This is a genomic window from Methanolobus psychrotolerans (assembly GCF_002243045.1).
Lineage (GTDB): Archaea > Halobacteriota > Methanosarcinia > Methanosarcinales > Methanosarcinaceae > Methanolobus > Methanolobus psychrotolerans.
Map to the genome: position 1 here is coordinate 44304 of NZ_MBKP01000010.1, position 16809 is coordinate 61112.

The window sequence follows — 16809 nt, forward strand, 5'->3', positions numbered from 1 at the left end:
CGCAGCCTTCTCAGAATGAGGACTTTTTAAGGGGGGCTATTTATATACTGTAACCTCATCTGAGCGATTATCATGCTTAGAACTCCTGAACTTTTAGCCCCTGCAGGGAATATGGAATCCCTCATAGCTGCCGTAGAAAATGGTGCCGATGCAGTTTATATCGGGATAAAGGATTTCAGCGCCAGGGCATATGCAGGTAATTTTACCATAGAGGAACTCAGGGAAGCACTTGACTTTGCTCACCTCAGGGGAGTTAAGGTCTACGTGACACTGAACACTCTCATAAAGGATACAGAGGTGGAAAAAGCCCTTGATATCATGTACACCCTGGACGAGCTGGGAACAGATGCAATCATAGTGCAGGACATGGGCTTATTATCACTTGCAAGGAAAATGGTTCCAACGCTTCCAGTGCATGCAAGTACCCAGATGACCATCCACAATACCGAAGGTGTCCTTTTACTTAAGGAAATGGATGTGAAAAGGGCAGTTCTTGCCAGGGAACTCTCACTTGATGAGATAAAAATCATAAAAGCACAAACAGGAATTGAAATTGAGGTTTTTGTGCATGGTGCCCTATGTATCTGCTACTCCGGCCAGTGTCTCATGAGCAGCATGATCGGAGGCAGAAGTGGTAATCGCGGACATTGTGCTCAGCCATGCCGCAAACAGTACAGGCTCCTGAAGGACGGAAGGGAAGAAAAAACAGAAGGTAGCTACCTCCTGAGTCCAAAAGACCTGAACACCTCAGAGATGCTGCCTGAACTCATAAAAGCCGGAATCGATTCTTTCAAGATAGAAGGCCGTATGAAACGACCCGAATATGTTGCAGGTGTCGTGAGCATATACCGTCGGCTGCTAGATAGGTTTGTAGAAGATCCGGACAATTATTTTGTATCTGAAGAAGAAGCAACGCAGCTTGAGCAACTTTTCAACCGGGAGTTCTCAACAGGTTATTTCAAAGGTGATCCTGCCGGTGACCTCATGAGCCGTGAAAGACCACATAACCAGGGTATCATGGTTGGAAAAGTGAAAGGTTACAACCAGAAATTCGAGAGCCTTCTAATAGAACTCACCGGAGAACTTGAAACCGGAGACGGTATCGGCTTTGAAGGCTACCGTGAATCAGGGACTATTGTCAGGGGTATGTTCGTCGACAACAGGCCCGTGAAAAGTGCAGGAAATGGTGACATTATTTCTTTCAATTTTGAAGAGATAATAAAACCCGGAACAATCGTTTACAGGACACTGGACGATTCCCTTATGAAAGGATTGCAGCAGTCTTTCAGTTCCCCTTCACCAATACGCAGGATTCCCGTATCCATCAGCCTGAAGGCACATACCGGAGAGAAGATGGAACTCTCGGTTTCTGACAATGAGAACAATATTGCAAATGTCATTTCCGATTATGTAGTTGAGACATCACTTAAAAGACCGACAACTGCAGAAGATGTCAGAAATCAGCTATCAAAGACCGGGAACACTGTTTTTGAACCCTCCGGAATTGAGATAGACATCCCTGATAATGCATTCATACCAATAAAGGAACTTAACAATGCAAGGAATGAAGCAATATCCAGGCTTGAGAGTCTAAGGATAGAAAAATGGAGAAGACCGGCACGTGCCAGACAAAGTATAGATAATATTCCACCGACAGAAGAGCAGGAAACGGAGATAGATGACAAAAAAACGTTACTTGCTGTAAGTGTTAACAACCCTGATGCCTTTGTATCTGCGATCAAGGGCGGAGCAGACATTGTATATCTTGAAAGTGACGTGGTAAACACTGAAGACCAGAATTGGCGCTCTGCCATTACTTTAGCAGTCGAAAAAGAGGTACCATTGTACCTACAAACACCGGTCATTGTAAAAGATGCGGAAATGAAGAAAGTCAAAGACAGTATATCAATGGCAAAAAAACTCGGTTTTGAAGGAATCATAATCGCAAATGCCGGAGTTTTCAGAATGGTTACAGCATCCGCATCAGGAATGAAAACTGTAACAGATAGCCCTATGAATGTATTCAACAGGCATACACTTGAATTCCTGGCCGGGAAAGGTGCAGACACAGTCACCCTTTCAGTGGAAATGAATCTCGGGCAGATTACCAAAATAGCTCTCTATGGCAATTGTGAATACATCGTGCACGGAGGGATCCAGATAATGGAGTCTGAGCATTGCCTTATAGGGGGCATCCTGGGACAGAAGGATAACTGTGGGTCCCACTGCAAAAGCGGGCGGTTTGAGCTTGTCGATGAGAAAGGATATGAATTCCTTATACAGACAGATTCTGACTGCAGGACTCACATCTATAATTCCAGGGAGCTATGCCTGCTGGAAGACATACCACAACTAATCAGGGCAGGCGTTTCAAGACTGCGGATAGATGCAAGAACCATAGATGACGAACGCGTGGAAAAGGTTACTCGCGCCTACAGGGATGGCATCGATTCCCACTTCAGTAAGAGCACAAAGCACGTGTGGGAAGGCAGTGACATCAGCGAATGCCATACAAGGGGACATTACCACAGGGGAGTACTATGAACGTATTCCTTTCAGCATCTATCAGGGGAGGCAGGCATATGCTGCCCACCTATATCGATATGTGCAACTACTTACAGGAGAGCGGACACGAAGTGCTTAGCTGGCATGTTGCTGACCCGGAACTTGAGAAGACTGAATCCCTGTTAACGGAACAGGAGATATACATACGTGACATGGAGTTCCTTGAAAAAAGTGACAGTTTGATAGCAGAAGTGACCACTCCCTCCATAGGTGTTGGCTATGAGATTTGCAGCGCATTACAGAAAGGAATGCCTGTCCTGTGCCTGTACACACCTGAAACCAATGTTTCTGCAATGATACTGGGAGATAAACGGATAATCTGTAAAGAATATAGCAGCTTCAATGTCATAAAGGAAGAGATCGATCGTTTTCTCCATCTTCTCAACAAATCTTAATTTTTTAGTAAGCATTAAATACTTATCATAACAATACAAAAATGGTGTATATGGTAAGTGAAATAATAATCCTCATCGTGGCTATTGTAGCTGCATATCTTCTCTGGAAGGTACTGAAGACCGTAAAGAACATGGTAATAAACACAATCCTGGGACTTATTGTGCTCGTTGTTGCAAACCTTGTACTGGGGCTGGAGATCGCTTATTCCTGGGTAGTTATTTTGGCATGTGCAATTGCAGGAGTTGTAGGTGCACTACTTATCATTGTCTTAAATTACCTTGGAATTGTGTTCTAAAGACGGGCAATTGCCCTTATCTGGTGGCGCCTGTGAGGGGTGCCATGAAACTTTTTTTCTGAAACAATATCTTTCATTTCTATAATATCAAATCCGGTAAGCAAAGATGCAAGTTCGTATTCTGTGAAATAGTGGTAGATGATGCCGTTCTTCCTGCGGAAAGTATTCTTCTCGATCTCATCGCCACCGTATCTCATATCTTCGGTCCCAAAGACTTCAATGAAAAGGAAAGCACCGTTTTTCATCACTTTTTTGATCTCATTTATTGCCAGTTTTCTTTCATCTTCCAGCAGATGTTGTATGACCCCAAGGCAAAGGACAGCATCAAAAGAGTTATCGGAAAAAGGAATTGAGGTTATGCTTGATACAAGACACTCAGCCTGCGTATTGTTTTTAGAAATGTAAGAACGGGCCTTATAGACCGCAGTTACTGATACATCAGTACCTACAGAATCATATTTCCGTGAAAGAGGAAGAAGGTATCTTCCATTCCCGCAGCCCAGGTCAAGCACACGGGATGGAGGTGAAATCAACCCCTCAAGCATTGAGATTGGCCTGGGGCCGCCCCATATCACGTGTTTGTATTCTTTATCCCAGGCGAAGAAATGCGATTTACTGCAAGAGCTTTCGCCCGGGAAAGAATGTTCACTCATGATCAGGGTCTGTATGCCGCTGCTTCCCTGAAACGCCTGGCAAGAAAATCCTTTTCAAGTGAGGAAAGGAACCAGCCAGCCTTCGGACCTGATGCCTGCCCGAGTACGGAGATGTATATTGCCTTGAAGAGTTCCTTCGGGTCAACCTGTAATGATTCAGGAGCTACTTCCATTGCATTTGCTATCATTGTATTCAGTTCACTGCCTGGTTCCTTTGAGGAATATACCAGATTGTGGTAATCCTCACCTGTCAGTTCACCGCTCTTATCAAGCAGGTCTGAAAATGAGATTAGGAAAGCTCTCTGGAAATCAGTTATAGTTGCCGCCATAACAGGAAGTTCTTCCTGTACGCTGAACTTTGCATTGTCGGGAGCGTACATCTCAAGCCAGTTTCCGACATTCTCGGCAAGCTCACGTATGCACTTCTCATTTGAAGTGTCATATCCTGCTCTTTTGACGATATTCAGTATCCTGTCAAAATCGCCTGCTGCAACCTGATATATGGTTGTCATATGCTTGAATGGGATATCCGTATGGCAAAGCCCTGCAGCATGTGAAAGCTCGATCATCCTTTTATCGTAGGACGTGGCGTTATCACTGGAATGCAGGCGTTCGAACTCATCCACAAGTGTGAGCAGTGGCAATGCAGGATCGAACCTTATGTGCTTTTCAGGCTTTGTGCGGATGATAAGATACCGCAGTACCTCAGGAGGGACAACCTTCAGCATGTCTGAAATTGAAACAACGACACCTGTTGATGATGACATAGCGCCCTGTTTACCGAGCATGATCCATTCATAGACAATTGGATGAGGAGCTTCAGACCCAAAAATGTCTTTAACTATAGCCACGCCCGTATCATAGGAACCGCCTCTTGAAGCATGATCCTTTCCATAAGGTTCGACTGTAACCCCTAGTGCCTTCCATCTTGCAGGCCAGTCAACACGCCATGTGAGCTTGCCGCCACCATTCATTGATACTGTACCGCTGTTTCCACATGAACAGTCATAGTCCACTGTTTCTGCATCCAGATCAAACCCTTTGACAATAGTGGTGTTGATCTTACCGCATTCAGAACAGATAGGATTGAAAGGACTCCATGTTTCTGCCGGGGTCTTGCCGGACAATTTCTGAAGTATCGCTGCAATCTCATCCTTTTTTACAAGAGCCTGTTTGATAGCTTCAGCATATACTCCCTCTTTGTACAGCTCATCAGCCCTGTAAACCTTCGGGTGTATTCCGAGGTGCTCAAGGGCTCCCAGGAAAGGCTCAAGGAAATGTTCTGAATAACTCTTATGCTCACCGCAGGGACATGGGATCTCAGAAAGGGGCTTTCCAACGTGTTGTGCATAGCTTGCTTCATCCAGGAAAGGATAGACTTTTCTCAGAGGGTCGTAGGTATCTGCAATATAGATGAATTCAGCTTCAGCTCCTTTATCAATAAGAGCCCTGTATGCTACATCTGCAGTTACTACTTCGCGCATGTTACCAATATGAATGTGACCTGAGGGTGTGATACCGGTTGCAACGAGATGCTTTGTGCCTTTTGCAAGCACCTCATCTGCTATGACATCTGCCCAATGTGTAATGTCTGCCATAATTTCACCTATATATAATAAAATAATATAAGAATGTAGTAAATTTACTGCTCAAAAGCCAGTAACCTTAGATGATTGTTACTATTATAAGCTTTGCTTAAGAAGAAAATCCAATCCGGTATCAAATCATGACATTTTGTCCGTTCACGGACAGATTCGGACCTCATACAAATGCAACTCGAAAGATATTAATAAACAGGTAGTATATCTAGTAGATATGACCCGTATTACAGAGAAATTACACAGGATACCAATAAGCACTTCAGAGGACATCTTCAATATGAAGAACCAACGCGATCCTGAGAATAGCGAGCTCTGGCCTTTCCTGGTCATACACGGCAACCATGCCACCATCAATAAAGAAGTAGTAATATATGACGAGGAAGGTGTATACCAGATGTATACAAAAAACTTCAAGTTACTCAATAAGGAACTGAATGAATAATAGTTAAAATAACTACCAATATGTCTTAAAATTCAAAAGTTCTTCTACCATCTCGCCTTCATCGAAGAACTCATAATCTTTTATGATATTACCATTGAAGCTGATAGTATCGATGAAACCGTACCAGTAAACGATCATACCGATGCCGTAGTTTTCCTCGTATTCTCTGAACTGCTTCTTAATGTAATAATCATGCTCCTTTTCATCACCAAAAAGGGCTTTGCTTTCTATCCAGGATACTTTTACACCATCAATATCAAGCTCTTCATCCAGTAGGAAGTCAGGTGTTTTTGTAAAACCTTCACTTCTCAGGTCATCTTCTGACCTGTATGTCAGCTCTTTTTCAGTAAGCCAGATGGCAAGGATAGATTCACCCAGTTTACCTTTTTCCGCATGCATATCATGTGCTTTCGGGGAAAAGAAGAAATCAGACTCCATTGCTTCCATAACCTCTTTTTTCAGGCGGCCTTCCGGGTACTCATCAAGATTCCTTATAAAACCTTTTTTGGGAAGACCCATCTCCTTGAGGATCATGGAAACCATCAGGGTTTCAGGTATGTCGTTATTCCTGGCAATCTCAGATATACTTTTACCTTTCTGCCACTGTCGGAAATGCCTGGCACTATTGTTCTTGACCCTTGTGAAATTCCTCTTGACCTTTGTGACAGTCTTCTGGTTAAGTATGGAATGGATAGTACCGACAGGTTGCGAAAACTCTTTTGCCACACTTTTTACGTCTTTGACACTTCCCAAGCTGTCATATATATGGGTATAGGTTTCAATATCCATTCTCATTCAATTCCTGTCAGAATACATTCACTACATCGGTTCCTGCCACAATAGGCTTTTGAATACTCAACAATGAGGGCATGGTATTCCTTATAGATATCGACATCTGTAGGAAGTTCTTTCTCAAACATTCCCTGCAATTGCATATAATTGCCTTGAATACCGATACATTTCATCATACGGGTGGTATAGGCATCGATGACAAATTTGGGTTTATTGGCAGCATAGAGTACAATGCTGTCTGCGGTTTCATTGCCAATACCTTTAAGGGATAACATGGTACTGCGAATTTGTTCAATATGCATGGAAAAAACTTTATCCATACCGTGTTCTGCAAAAAACATTGCAATCTCTTTAAGACGGGAGGCTTTCTGCCGGTAGAAACCGCAGCACCTCACAAGTTCCTCAAGCAACGCAACATCAGCTTTTGCAAGAGCCTGAACTTCGAGTAAATCATGCTCTTTCAGACCATCTATGGCTTTCTCCACATTTGCCCATTTTGTCTGCTGGGTGAGCACAGCCCCGACAACAACCTCAAAAGCGGTCTCTGCAGGCCACCAGTTTTGGGGCCCCAGTTCATCCAGAAGCAGATCATATACCCTGCAAAGTATTTCCGGTTTCATATATTTCATAAAGGTAAACTATTTCCAGAATTCTTCCTCGTAGTTCTCAGGAAGGTCCAGGTCCATCATCTTGTCCAGTGATGTTCTTTTTCTGTTATCCTTACTTTTTGTTTCTTCTATATGCTTTGATTCGAAAACTGTAGTATCCTTATTGTTGACCACAACTTCCTCATACCTTACAGGACGTGGAGACTCTTCGGACGTTGCAGTATCCGTTTCAACATTACTTTCCGACCTTTGCAGATGCTTCCTTTCCGGTGCATAGCTAACCGTTTCATATATGTGATCACTTCCATGTCGGACATCTCTTTCATGAGGGCCTTCCCTTCCAAGCCTTATGCGAGTGCTCTGGGCATAGGTATCTTCGAGGGGCATAGACTTTGAAAGCTGTTTATGGGTTGCACGATATCCAATTACACATTGTTCATCCCCAGTACGCCATTCAACTACGTAAAGATGGCAGGCCTTTTTCTTACACTGAGAAATTCCGTCCTTGGGGCAAACATCGGGTAACGTCATGATCAAACCTCAATATATTAATGGTTATATACTTCTTAAAGCATTGGCTATCAACGGTGCCACACTGACACAGCTCTGCGCTTTTTCTATAGTATCGGTTGCAATTATATCCTTTACTCCTGCATTGAACAGGCGCAGTACAGCATTTCTTGCCAGCACCGGATGGACACATGCAAGATATACATCCTTTGCACCCTGTGATCTGAGTAGTTTTATGGATTCTGCCATGGTTCCACCTGTGGCTATCATATCATCGATTATTATGATATCCCGGCCCATCACATCAACATTTTTAGCCTTGATGGTAACAGTGTCACCTGACAAACGGGTCTTTTCCAGGTAATCGAATTCAAGACCTACATCCTTTGCAGTGTTTTCTGCGAGGTTTATTGCACCCTCATCAGGAGACACTATCAAAGGATTGTTGAGATTCAGATACCTTATGTGATAACCGATCAGGCCGGATGCATCAAGATCAAAGGCATCTGCATTGAAATAGTTAAGTACACTGGCTTCATGGATATTCACAGTGAATATTCTGTCAGCATTAATTGTCCTTGCAATTGCCCTTGCACTTACAGGTTCACCTGTTTTGAACTTCTTGTCCTGTCTTGCATACCCCATGTAAGGGATAACTACGTTGATGACAGGTGAATCCTCACAGGCATCTATAAGCTGCAGCAATGCGACAAGATCAGAGTCTGTTGTCGTACTCTGTATAATGGTAACTTCATCCACGTCCTCATCAAGGATGCGTGAGTACAGTTCACCATCAGGGAATCTTGTGAAATCACACACTGTAGGTTCTATATTTAACTCTCTTGCAACCCTTGATGAAAGAACCTGGGATGCGGGTCCTCCTATGATCTTCAAATAATGTACCTCTTTAAGATTTCATTTTTCAATATCTGAATGTTTCCTAATGCATCCTTATAATACATTAGTTTTGGTTCCCCTTTACTTTCTCAAGAACCTTTATATTTTGGATAAAGGTAGCAGGATAATTACCAGTTTCGTCTTTTTCAGCTGACTTTACCATGTCCCATACAGTAAGCAATGCTACTGAGACACCAGTAAGTGCTTCCATTTCCACACCGGTCTTTCCGACAGAACGCACCTCTACCTTTGCGCAAACGATATTATCATAAATTGAAAAGTCCACATCAACTGAAGTAATTGGGATCTGGTGACACATGGGAATAAGTTCAGGAGTCTTCTTAACCGCAAGAATAGAAGCTATGCGTGCAGTGGAAAGTACATTGCCCTTCTCAACTGCCCCGGTGGATATTTTTTCTATTGTTGCTTCACTAAGAACTATCTCCCCGGAAGCTATGGCTTTTCTTACAATGACATCTTTCCTGCTGATGTCCACCATGACAGCACGGTCATTTTCAATATGTGTGAATGTAGCTTCCAATTAATCACCGTTTTTAATCAATTCTTATGTTCTGCCTTTGCAGGTAATCCTCAATAGTACTATTTAGTTGTTCTTTCAGGTTGGTGGCCTCATCAAGGGTAAGTTTGAGAATTTCTTCATCCTTTCCATGATTTATAGTTATACGGATCCATTTCCTTTCGATGTCCACGCTTACTCTTCTGTTATCCTGCACCATATCAAAACACCTCTGATATAACATCTGTTATCCGGTCAATTATATCTGTCGCAAGCAAACCGAACCCTTTTTCATCAAATGCAAGATCACCCGCAACACCATTTATAAATACTGCACATGATGCCGCATCCATTGCATCGTTAACCGCAAACAAAGCTCCTGTGATACCTGTAAGTACATCCCCCGTGCCTCCAACTGTCATCCCGGCGTTGCCAGTCCTGTTAAGCCGGGTTGTAACCCCGTCCGAGATTACATCAATTTTTCCTTTCAGAACTGCTGTGACACCTTTTTCCCCTGCGAATCGGGTGACAAGACCTTTCTTTTCGGCAAATGTCCGGGGAACTTCCTCCCCCAGGAGTCGTGAGAATTCTGCAGCATGTGGTGTTAAGATGAATTTTCCTTCACTTTTTACAGGCAAACTCAGACCATAAAGGGCATCCGCATCGACTACTGCCTTTTTGCAGAAAGGAAGAAGTTGTTCCACTGTTTCAAGGGTTGCTGCATCCCTGCCAATGCCCGGTCCTATGACAGCAACATCATGGGATTCTATGAGATTTTTTAGCACCGGAAGGTTTGCTGGATTTAGCCGGTCCCCTGAAAGAGGTACAACTATAAGATTGGAAGAAAAGGACGCCACCGCATCTGCAACATTCTCAGGCACTGCCACAGTCACAATATCGGCACCAGTACGAAGTGCTGCCATGGCTGCAAGAGCCGGTGCTCCGTAGTATGCACCTCCGCCGATCACAAGAACACGACCGGAATCTCCTTTGTGAGCATCCTGTTTCCGGCGGAGAAGGTTCATAAGGTCACCTGGACCAACATATTCCTCTGCGTCCCTGCAAACACCAATAGGAACCACTTTCACATAACCTGTATACCTGTCAGAACCCGGAAGTTCCAGACCAGTCTTCATCCGGTGGAAGGTAACGGTCATATCAGCAAAAACACTTTTAGATATATCTCCGCCATCGAGATCATATCCTGAAGGCGAATCTATGGAAATTACATACGAACCCGAAGAATTAATAAGATCTATCGCAGTTGACTCCGGTTCTCTTGGTGCGCCTTTTATTCCTGAGCCCAGAACCCCGTCAACAATAATATCAGCATCCTTCCAGCCGGGATATTTCTCGAGTTCCTTTGAGTCCGGTATTTCTTTTAGCTCCCTTATACCGCTGTAGGCCAGAAGGGAGAAATTATGTCTGGCCTCTTCCGTCCTTATCCGGGAAGAATGAGCTGTAAGTATCACCCTTACATCATAAGCATCGCTTAGTGCAAGATGCCTTGCAGCGACAAATGCATCGCCTCCGTTGTTACCCCTTCCAGAAACGAAAAGTACCTTCCCGGAACTTATACGGGACATAGTTTCACGGGCAATTGCAGCACCTGCATTTTCCATCAATTGGAGCTGGCTGAGACCAATGTATGCGCAATTGACATCAACAGAGCGCATTTTTGAAGAAGTGATAGAGGACATGGTTACCTATTTATCCCTTAGTTTGCATTCTATTTATCAGTTGATATGTTGTTTTTGCTTTCTTTAATTGAAAATCATTTTATGATAAATAACCCTTACACCAAATGGAGGTCATTTTATTAACACCGTTGCAAAGGAGATAAATGCAACTGACAAAACAAAAATCAAATCCACATACCTTATTCTTGGAAGTGGGAGTTTTGGTTTTGCATTAGCCAAGGAATTAAGAGAGCTCGATAAAGAACTCATCATTGTGGATAAGGATGCCCAAAAGGTTGAAACACTTCGTGAAGAAGCCTACGAGGCACTCGTGGGGGATGTTAGTGACCCTGCTCTTTTTGACATGATAAATACTAAGAATCTCGCAGGAATACTTATCCTGAGTTCTGATCCAAAAGCAAATAAGATGGCTCTTAAAAATGTCAGGAACAAAGTATCCCAGGACATATACTGCGTGGTGAGAGCTCCTGATGTAATAAACATGCAGGAAATGGAAACAATGGGAGCAGATCTTGTCATCATGCCTCCACGGATGGTGGCAAAGTCCCTTTCAAGATCACTTGAACGTGCAGAAGCAATGCGTAGGGGAAATAAGCTGACCCAGTGGTTCGATGTTAACAAAGGAAAGAAGCTTGCAATCGTGGTCCACGATAACCCGGATCCTGATGCGATTTCCAGCGCACTTGCACTGAAGACGATTGCAGCTTCATTTAATGTGCCTGCAGATATAATATATCATGGAGAAATAGGACACCAGGAGAACAAGGCTTTTGTAAATCTGCTTGGGATCGACCTTTACAGAGCCGAAGATTTAGGATTCATGGGTTACGAGAACTTTGCACTGGTAGACTGTGCAGTTCCTGGTGCGAATAACTCTCTGCCGTCTGGAACACATGTAAATATAATCATTGATCATCACCCTATCACTGATTCTGACATGGATGCAGACTTTATTGACATTCGTCCGAATGTTGGAGCTTCTGCCACTATACTGACAAAGTATCTCCAGGAGCTCAATGTAGACATCAACAGTAATCTGGCAACTGCCCTTTTATACGGCATCAGGACAGACACACTTGATTTTAAAAGAAACACAGACTCTGCAGACCTTTCCGCAGCTTCATACCTGTATCCCCTCTCTGACCACGACGTATTGGAGCAACTGGAACGTCCTTCAATGTCAATTGAAACACTGGACGTATTGGGCGAGGCCATAAACAGCCGTCAGGTAATTGGAAGCTACCTGCTCTCCAATGTAGGAAGCATACGAAACAGGGACACATTGCCCCAGGCAGCAGATTATCTCCTTAATCTGGAAGGGATATCAACTTCCATCGTATTTGGTGTCACAGACGAAAAGATCTACATTTCCGGACGCAGTAATGACATCAGAGTAAACCTTGGAGATGTTATGAAGCGTGCATTCGGGGAGGATGCAGGTGGTGGACATGCAACTGCAGCAGCAGCACAGATCCCTCTGGGAGTGTTCAGCGCCGCAAAAGACCGCCAGACTCTCTTAAGACTCGTCAACGAAGCAGTTGTAAAGAGATTCCTGTCCGCTGTTGGAGTGGAAGAGGCAGACGAATAAACATCTTCACTTTTCTTCTGCCCTGTCATTTTTAGCTTAAAAGGTATTTGAAGAGCTAAACAGATGCTTAGCATGAAACCTAGATTCAAGAGACATATGCATGTATCTGCGTGCATCTGCACTTTTTTAATATGACCACAGGAGATTACTACAGAGCAAAAATGAAACTGATTCTTAAAGGATGCTAAAGGTTGTACCATGGAGCAAATTATAGTATTTGTAACACTTCTCCTTGCATTGATACTGTTCGTATGGGGCAGGTTCCGCCATGATATTGTCGCAGTTATATGTCTGCTCTTTCTGGTCATAACCGGCATAATATCCACCGAAGAAGCTTTTAGTGGTTTTTCCCATCCTGCCGTCATCACGGTTGCAACAGTACTTATCGTGAGCAGTGGCCTTCAAAATGCAGGTATCATCGATGTGATAGGTAAGTGGATGATGAAGATAGGTGACAACCTGAATCTGCAGATAATCGTACTTACAGTATTGGTCTGTGTTTCCTCTGCATTTATGAATAATGTGGGAGCACTTGCAATTTTAATGCCTGTGGCCATCCACATCGCCCGCAAGAATGGGCATTCACCCTCACACATACTGATGCCCCTTGCCTTTGGTTCGCTGCTGGGTGGTATGATAACTCTTATTGGTACACCCCCTAATATTATCATTGCAGCTTTCCGCGCAGAAGAGCTCGGCCAGCCTTTTGGTATGTTCGATTTCACCCCCGCCGGTGCAGGTGTTGCACTTGCAGGTATGCTCTTTATCATAACCATTGGCTGGCGCTTACTGCCAGCTCGCCATTGTGAAAGTTCGGCAGAGGAACGATTCCACATCAAGGATTACATTACAGAAGTCCTTATTACTGAGAATTCAAAAATAAAAGATACAAGCATCCGAGACTTGAACGAGATTATGGGGACTGACATAAGAATTCTTGGATTTATCCGTAACAACCAGCGTATACATGCTCCGAATTGGAAAAAGATATTAAAAGAAGATGATATCCTGATAATTGAGGCGAATTCTGATAATCTGAAAGAATTCATTGATCAGACTAGAACTGAATTAGTAGGTGAAGATGAGTTGCTCAAAGAAGAGGTCAGTTCTGAGGACATATCCATAGCTGAAGTTGTCGTTATGCCCAATTCACCCATCATAAATAAAACTGCGTCCAGAATGAAAATGCGTTCAAGCTATGAAGTGAATTTACTTGCCATCGCACGCAAGGATAAACAGATCATGCAGCGTATAGATCATGTGCGATTCAATGCAGGCGATGTCCTGCTGCTTCAGGGACATGCTGACATGCTTGATGACACAATTAGCATTATGGGATGCCTCCCCCTGGCAGACCGTGGTTTTTCCATAGGTAAACCAAAGAACATAGCGCTTGCTCTTGGTATTTTTGGATTTTCAATTGCCATGATCGTTGCAGGATTGCTCCCGGTCCAGATAGCTTTTACCCTCGCTGCAATACTAATGGTTATCACAGGAGTCTTATCCGTGCGTGACATCTATACAAGTATAGACTGGCCGGTAATCGTTCTTCTGGGTGCCATGTTACCCGTGGGTGCAGCACTTGAAACAACAGGAGGCGCAGAATTGATGGCCGATCAGATACTTATGGCCGGCGGTACATTACCCATCTGGGCCACACTTACTGTCCTGATAGTGATTACAATGGTCCTTTCAGGAGTTATTAATAATGCTGCAACTGTAGTTCTGATGGCTCCTGTAGGAATAGGAATCGCAAACGGACTGAATGTATCGATGGATCCGTTCCTCATGACAATTGCCATTGGTGCTTCATGTGCGTTCCTTACACCCATCGGCCACCAATCGAACACACTTGTAATGGGGCCTGGGGGATATAATTTCAGTGATTATCTTAGGATGGGATTACCTTTGAGCATACTTATCGTACTTGTTGCCATTCCTCTTATATTGCTTTTCTGGCCACTGTAAATATTTGTTATTCTCTTTGCATTTTAAAAAGCAACAGATAATTCCATATACTAGACCTGCAAAGCTATAAAAAATGAATATCATATTCAGTGAAATGCTTGTTCACCAGCTGGAAAATGAACTTGACGCTGCAAAAAAGATAGATGTAGAGGAACTTGCAGAAGAAATACATCGGAAAGGATTCAATTGCCTCATGTGTGGAAAGTGCTGCCGCCGGGAATTTGGTGATAATCGTGTTGCTGTGATGCCGCAGGAAATCCGCAACATACAGAAAGGCAGTAAGCTCACATTGGATGATATAGCAGAGCCATTTAATATAGAAGCGGAAACATTCGAAGAAAAATGTTTGTTTCATGAAGAATCCGGCATGGTTGATGAAAAAGGGTACATCCATACCTTCGGCTGGATGCTTCGACGAAAAAAGAACAATGATTGTATATTCATTCCTGATGATAGAACGAACAACCGATGCAGCATATATGGAATGCGTCCTCTCTTGTGCAGTACTTACCCATTCTACATGGAAGGACTCAAGCTTAGAACATCTGAATGTGAAGGATTGGGAAAGAATATCAGACTGCAGAAAAGCAGGGAGCTTGCTGGCAGGGTACTTGAACGATACCTGTGCGAACTTAAGGATATTATCCTTACGTATAAGAACTATGATGCCTTCATAAAAGGCGACAAAGGGCAGGTAATTGCACAGTCTGGCCTGAAGCAAGGATACTTAAATTACATCGTCCATAATAGTGAAGGAATTTGCAGGATCACAAAAAAGATATAATTATTCCAGTTTATCGATTGATTTATAATAAATAAACATTCTATGCGTGATAAATATGTCCACTAACAATGACCAACCAATGACGATCTCTGAGAAGATCTTTTCAAAGGCTGCCGGAAAGACGGTAAGGGCCGGAGAATTCGTACTGGCAAACATAGACCGGGCAATGACCCACGACATCACAGGCCCTCTCGCTGTAGAAGGATTCTACGAGATAATGAGGGATAAAGAAGAGAAGAAGGTATGGGATCCAAGCAAGATAGTGATCCTTTTTGACCACCAGGTTCCTGCAGATTCACTTAATGCTGCAGCAAATCACATAATGCTCAGGAAATTTGCAAAGGAGCAGGGAATTATCAATTATGATGTTTACGAGGGTGTTTGTCATCAGGTAATGCCTGAGAAGGGACATGTAAAGCCCGGGGATCTTGTAGTAGGTTCTGACTCCCACACTTGTGCATACGGCGCACTTGGTGCATTCTCAACAGGTATCGGCTCAACTGATATGGCAGCGGTCTTTGCATCAGGAAAACTATGGTTCAGGGTACCTGAAACAATCAGGTTTGAGGTCAATGGAAAACTTCCAAAGCATGTATATTCCAAGGACGTTATTCTCCATCTCATCGGAGATGTTGGAGCAGAAGGTGCAAGATACAAGGCAGCAGAATATGCAGGATCAACCATACGTTCAATGTCAATGTCTGAACGTATGACCATTTCCAATATGGCTATCGAAATGGGAGGTAAGGCAGGCATCATAGAGGCGGACGAGGTTACTGAGAAATACCTCAAGGAACGCATACCTGACTATAAGTTCGATCCTTACTGGGCATCTGAGAAAGATGCAAAATGCGAACTTCATAAGTACGACGTCAGCAACCTGGAACCACAGGTAGCATGCCCTCACAATGTAGACAATGTCAAGCCGGTCACGGAAGTTGAAGGAACAAAGGTAGATCAGATATTCGTAGGCTCCTGTACCAACGGAAGATTCGAGGATATTGAAATTGTTGCCAAGATGATGGGAGACGAGCCTGTTGCAAAGGGCGTAAGACTTCTTATCATCCCTGCATCCAGGACCGAATACATGAAAGTGCTCAGGGCAGGCTACATCGAACAGTTCATGGAAGCAGGGGCAATGGTTGAATCACCATGTTGTGGCCCATGCATGGGCGGTTCTTTCGGACTGCTTGGTGACGGGGAAGTAGGACTTGCAACATCCAACCGTAACTTCAAGGGACGTGAAGGAAGTCCTCAATCCTTTGTGTACCTTAGCTCACCTGCAACAGCGGCGGCATCTGCACTTACCGGGGAGATCACAGATCCGAGAAAAATCTGATTTATTTATTTTTTACGGAGTTAGACCAAAAAAGATATATTAAACAAATTTGTATGATAATTCCAGACGTTGGTATAACCAACACTATCCCGTCATATTGTGTGCGGATTACAACCAACGTCACTATGAATATTTTGCGTTTTGATTTTAATAT

The 16809-nt window shown here is 43.5% G+C and carries 17 protein-coding genes; 8 read left to right on the forward strand and 9 right to left on the reverse strand.

Annotation, left to right across the window (positions count from 1 at the left end; all coding sequences use genetic code 11):
- Window positions 1-72: 72 nt before the first annotated feature.
- The 3 genes from BB781_RS05290 to BB781_RS05300 are packed head-to-tail and all read left to right on the forward strand — an operon-like array spanning window position 73 to window position 3256.
- Window positions 73-2544, forward strand: a complete 2472-nt coding sequence (locus tag BB781_RS05290) for a DUF3656 domain-containing U32 family peptidase (RefSeq protein ID WP_094227460.1) — start codon at window positions 73-75, stop codon at window positions 2542-2544.
- Complete coding sequence (locus BB781_RS05295; RefSeq protein WP_094227461.1) at window positions 2541-2960, forward strand: nucleoside 2-deoxyribosyltransferase; 420 nt, start codon at window positions 2541-2543, stop codon at window positions 2958-2960. Before BB781_RS05290 ends, BB781_RS05295 begins: the two co-directional genes overlap by 4 nt.
- Window positions 2961-3010: 50 nt before the next feature.
- Window positions 3011-3256 (forward strand): pro-sigmaK processing inhibitor BofA family protein, encoded by a 246-nt coding sequence (locus BB781_RS05300; protein ID WP_094227462.1) that lies wholly within the window; start codon window positions 3011-3013, stop codon window positions 3254-3256.
- Here the strand turns inward: BB781_RS05300 and BB781_RS05305 are convergent.
- On the reverse strand, window positions 3253-3909 hold the full coding sequence (locus BB781_RS05305) for a class I SAM-dependent methyltransferase (RefSeq protein WP_094227463.1): 657 nt from the start codon (window positions 3907-3909) through the stop codon (window positions 3253-3255). The genes BB781_RS05300 and BB781_RS05305 overlap by 4 nt on opposite strands.
- 2 nt (window positions 3910-3911) lie before the next feature.
- The gene (lysS, locus tag BB781_RS05310) at window positions 3912-5507 is read right to left on the reverse strand and encodes a lysine--tRNA ligase (protein ID WP_094227464.1); all 1596 of its coding nucleotides are present in this window, start codon (window positions 5505-5507) and stop codon (window positions 3912-3914) included.
- Window positions 5508-5724: 217 nt separating this feature from the next.
- Between lysS and BB781_RS05315 the strand changes: the two genes are divergently transcribed.
- The gene (locus BB781_RS05315; RefSeq protein WP_094227465.1) at window positions 5725-5952 is read left to right on the forward strand and encodes a hypothetical protein; all 228 of its coding nucleotides are present in this window, start codon (window positions 5725-5727) and stop codon (window positions 5950-5952) included.
- Between the two features lie 12 nt (window positions 5953-5964).
- On the opposite strand, the gene BB781_RS05320 is transcribed toward BB781_RS05315, so the two are convergent.
- The 7 genes from BB781_RS05320 to BB781_RS05350 all read right to left on the reverse strand — a co-directional run bounded on the left by BB781_RS05320 (window position 5965) and on the right by BB781_RS05350 (window position 10976).
- Window positions 5965-6747, reverse strand: coding sequence for a C15orf41 family protein (locus BB781_RS05320; RefSeq protein WP_242492537.1), 783 nt, complete (start codon window positions 6745-6747; stop codon window positions 5965-5967).
- Window positions 6744-7373: an endonuclease III domain-containing protein gene (locus BB781_RS05325; RefSeq protein ID WP_242492538.1), complete on the reverse strand. Its 630-nt coding sequence runs from the start codon at window positions 7371-7373 to the stop codon at window positions 6744-6746. Before BB781_RS05325 ends, BB781_RS05320 begins: the two co-directional genes overlap by 4 nt.
- A 9-nt stretch (window positions 7374-7382) precedes the next feature.
- Window positions 7383-7883 carry a hypothetical protein gene (locus BB781_RS05330; protein ID WP_094227466.1) on the reverse strand — a complete coding sequence of 167 codons (501 nt, stop codon included), beginning with the start codon at window positions 7881-7883 and terminating at the stop codon, window positions 7383-7385.
- Window positions 7884-7907: 24 nt separating this feature from the next.
- Entirely contained in the window at window positions 7908-8756 is an 849-nt protein-coding gene (locus BB781_RS05335) for a ribose-phosphate diphosphokinase (protein WP_094227467.1), read from the reverse strand.
- 67 nt (window positions 8757-8823) lie between these two features.
- Complete coding sequence (gene moaC / locus BB781_RS05340) at window positions 8824-9300, reverse strand: cyclic pyranopterin monophosphate synthase MoaC (protein ID WP_094227468.1); 477 nt, start codon at window positions 9298-9300, stop codon at window positions 8824-8826.
- A 13-nt stretch (window positions 9301-9313) separates the two neighbouring features.
- On the reverse strand, window positions 9314-9496 hold the full coding sequence (locus tag BB781_RS05345) for a hypothetical protein (RefSeq protein WP_094227469.1): 183 nt from the start codon (window positions 9494-9496) through the stop codon (window positions 9314-9316).
- A gap of 1 nt (window position 9497) precedes the next feature.
- Window positions 9498-10976: an NAD(P)H-hydrate dehydratase gene (locus tag BB781_RS05350; protein ID WP_094227470.1), complete on the reverse strand. Its 1479-nt coding sequence runs from the start codon at window positions 10974-10976 to the stop codon at window positions 9498-9500.
- A 118-nt stretch (window positions 10977-11094) separates the two neighbouring features.
- Here BB781_RS05350 and BB781_RS05355 point away from each other — a divergent pair, with 118 nt between their 5' ends.
- From BB781_RS05355 to BB781_RS05370, 4 genes are all read left to right on the forward strand, one after another.
- A complete protein-coding gene (locus tag BB781_RS05355) occupies window positions 11095-12564 on the forward strand; it encodes a DHH family phosphoesterase (protein ID WP_094227471.1) in 1470 nt (489 codons plus the stop codon).
- 198 nt (window positions 12565-12762) lie between these two features.
- On the forward strand, window positions 12763-14532 hold the full coding sequence (locus BB781_RS05360; RefSeq protein WP_094227472.1) for an SLC13 family permease: 1770 nt from the start codon (window positions 12763-12765) through the stop codon (window positions 14530-14532).
- 73 nt (window positions 14533-14605) lie between these two features.
- A complete protein-coding gene (locus BB781_RS05365) occupies window positions 14606-15316 on the forward strand; it encodes a YkgJ family cysteine cluster protein (protein WP_094227473.1) in 711 nt (236 codons plus the stop codon).
- Between the two features lie 55 nt (window positions 15317-15371).
- The gene (locus tag BB781_RS05370; protein ID WP_207205244.1) at window positions 15372-16655 is read left to right on the forward strand and encodes a 3-isopropylmalate dehydratase large subunit; all 1284 of its coding nucleotides are present in this window, start codon (window positions 15372-15374) and stop codon (window positions 16653-16655) included.
- The last annotated feature ends 154 nt before the right edge of the window (window positions 16656-16809 follow it).

Bases quoted from the DNA above. Each gene is read 5' to 3' on its own strand.
- lysS (WP_094227464.1), bottom strand. From the start codon at position 5,507: ATGGCAGACATTACACATTGGGCAGATGTCATAGCAGATGAGGTGCTT.
- BB781_RS05305 (WP_094227463.1), bottom strand. From the start codon at position 3,909: ATGAGTGAACATTCTTTCCCGGGCGAAAGCTCTTGCAGTAAATCGCAT.
- BB781_RS05330 (WP_094227466.1), bottom strand. From the start codon at position 7,883: ATGACGTTACCCGATGTTTGCCCCAAGGACGGAATTTCTCAGTGTAAG.
- BB781_RS05290 (WP_094227460.1), top strand. From the start codon at position 73: ATGCTTAGAACTCCTGAACTTTTAGCCCCTGCAGGGAATATGGAATCC.
- BB781_RS05300 (WP_094227462.1), top strand. From the start codon at position 3,011: ATGGTAAGTGAAATAATAATCCTCATCGTGGCTATTGTAGCTGCATAT.
- BB781_RS05365 (WP_094227473.1), top strand. From the start codon at position 14,606: ATGAATATCATATTCAGTGAAATGCTTGTTCACCAGCTGGAAAATGAA.
- BB781_RS05345 (WP_094227469.1), bottom strand. From the start codon at position 9,496: ATGGTGCAGGATAACAGAAGAGTAAGCGTGGACATCGAAAGGAAATGG.
- BB781_RS05320 (WP_242492537.1), bottom strand. From the start codon at position 6,747: ATGAGAATGGATATTGAAACCTATACCCATATATATGACAGCTTGGGA.
- BB781_RS05315 (WP_094227465.1), top strand. From the start codon at position 5,725: ATGACCCGTATTACAGAGAAATTACACAGGATACCAATAAGCACTTCA.
- BB781_RS05295 (WP_094227461.1), top strand. From the start codon at position 2,541: ATGAACGTATTCCTTTCAGCATCTATCAGGGGAGGCAGGCATATGCTG.
- BB781_RS05325 (WP_242492538.1), bottom strand. From the start codon at position 7,373: ATGAAATATATGAAACCGGAAATACTTTGCAGGGTATATGATCTGCTT.
- BB781_RS05370 (WP_207205244.1), top strand. From the start codon at position 15,372: ATGTCCACTAACAATGACCAACCAATGACGATCTCTGAGAAGATCTTT.
- BB781_RS05360 (WP_094227472.1), top strand. From the start codon at position 12,763: ATGGAGCAAATTATAGTATTTGTAACACTTCTCCTTGCATTGATACTG.
- BB781_RS05350 (WP_094227470.1), bottom strand. From the start codon at position 10,976: ATGTCCTCTATCACTTCTTCAAAAATGCGCTCTGTTGATGTCAATTGC.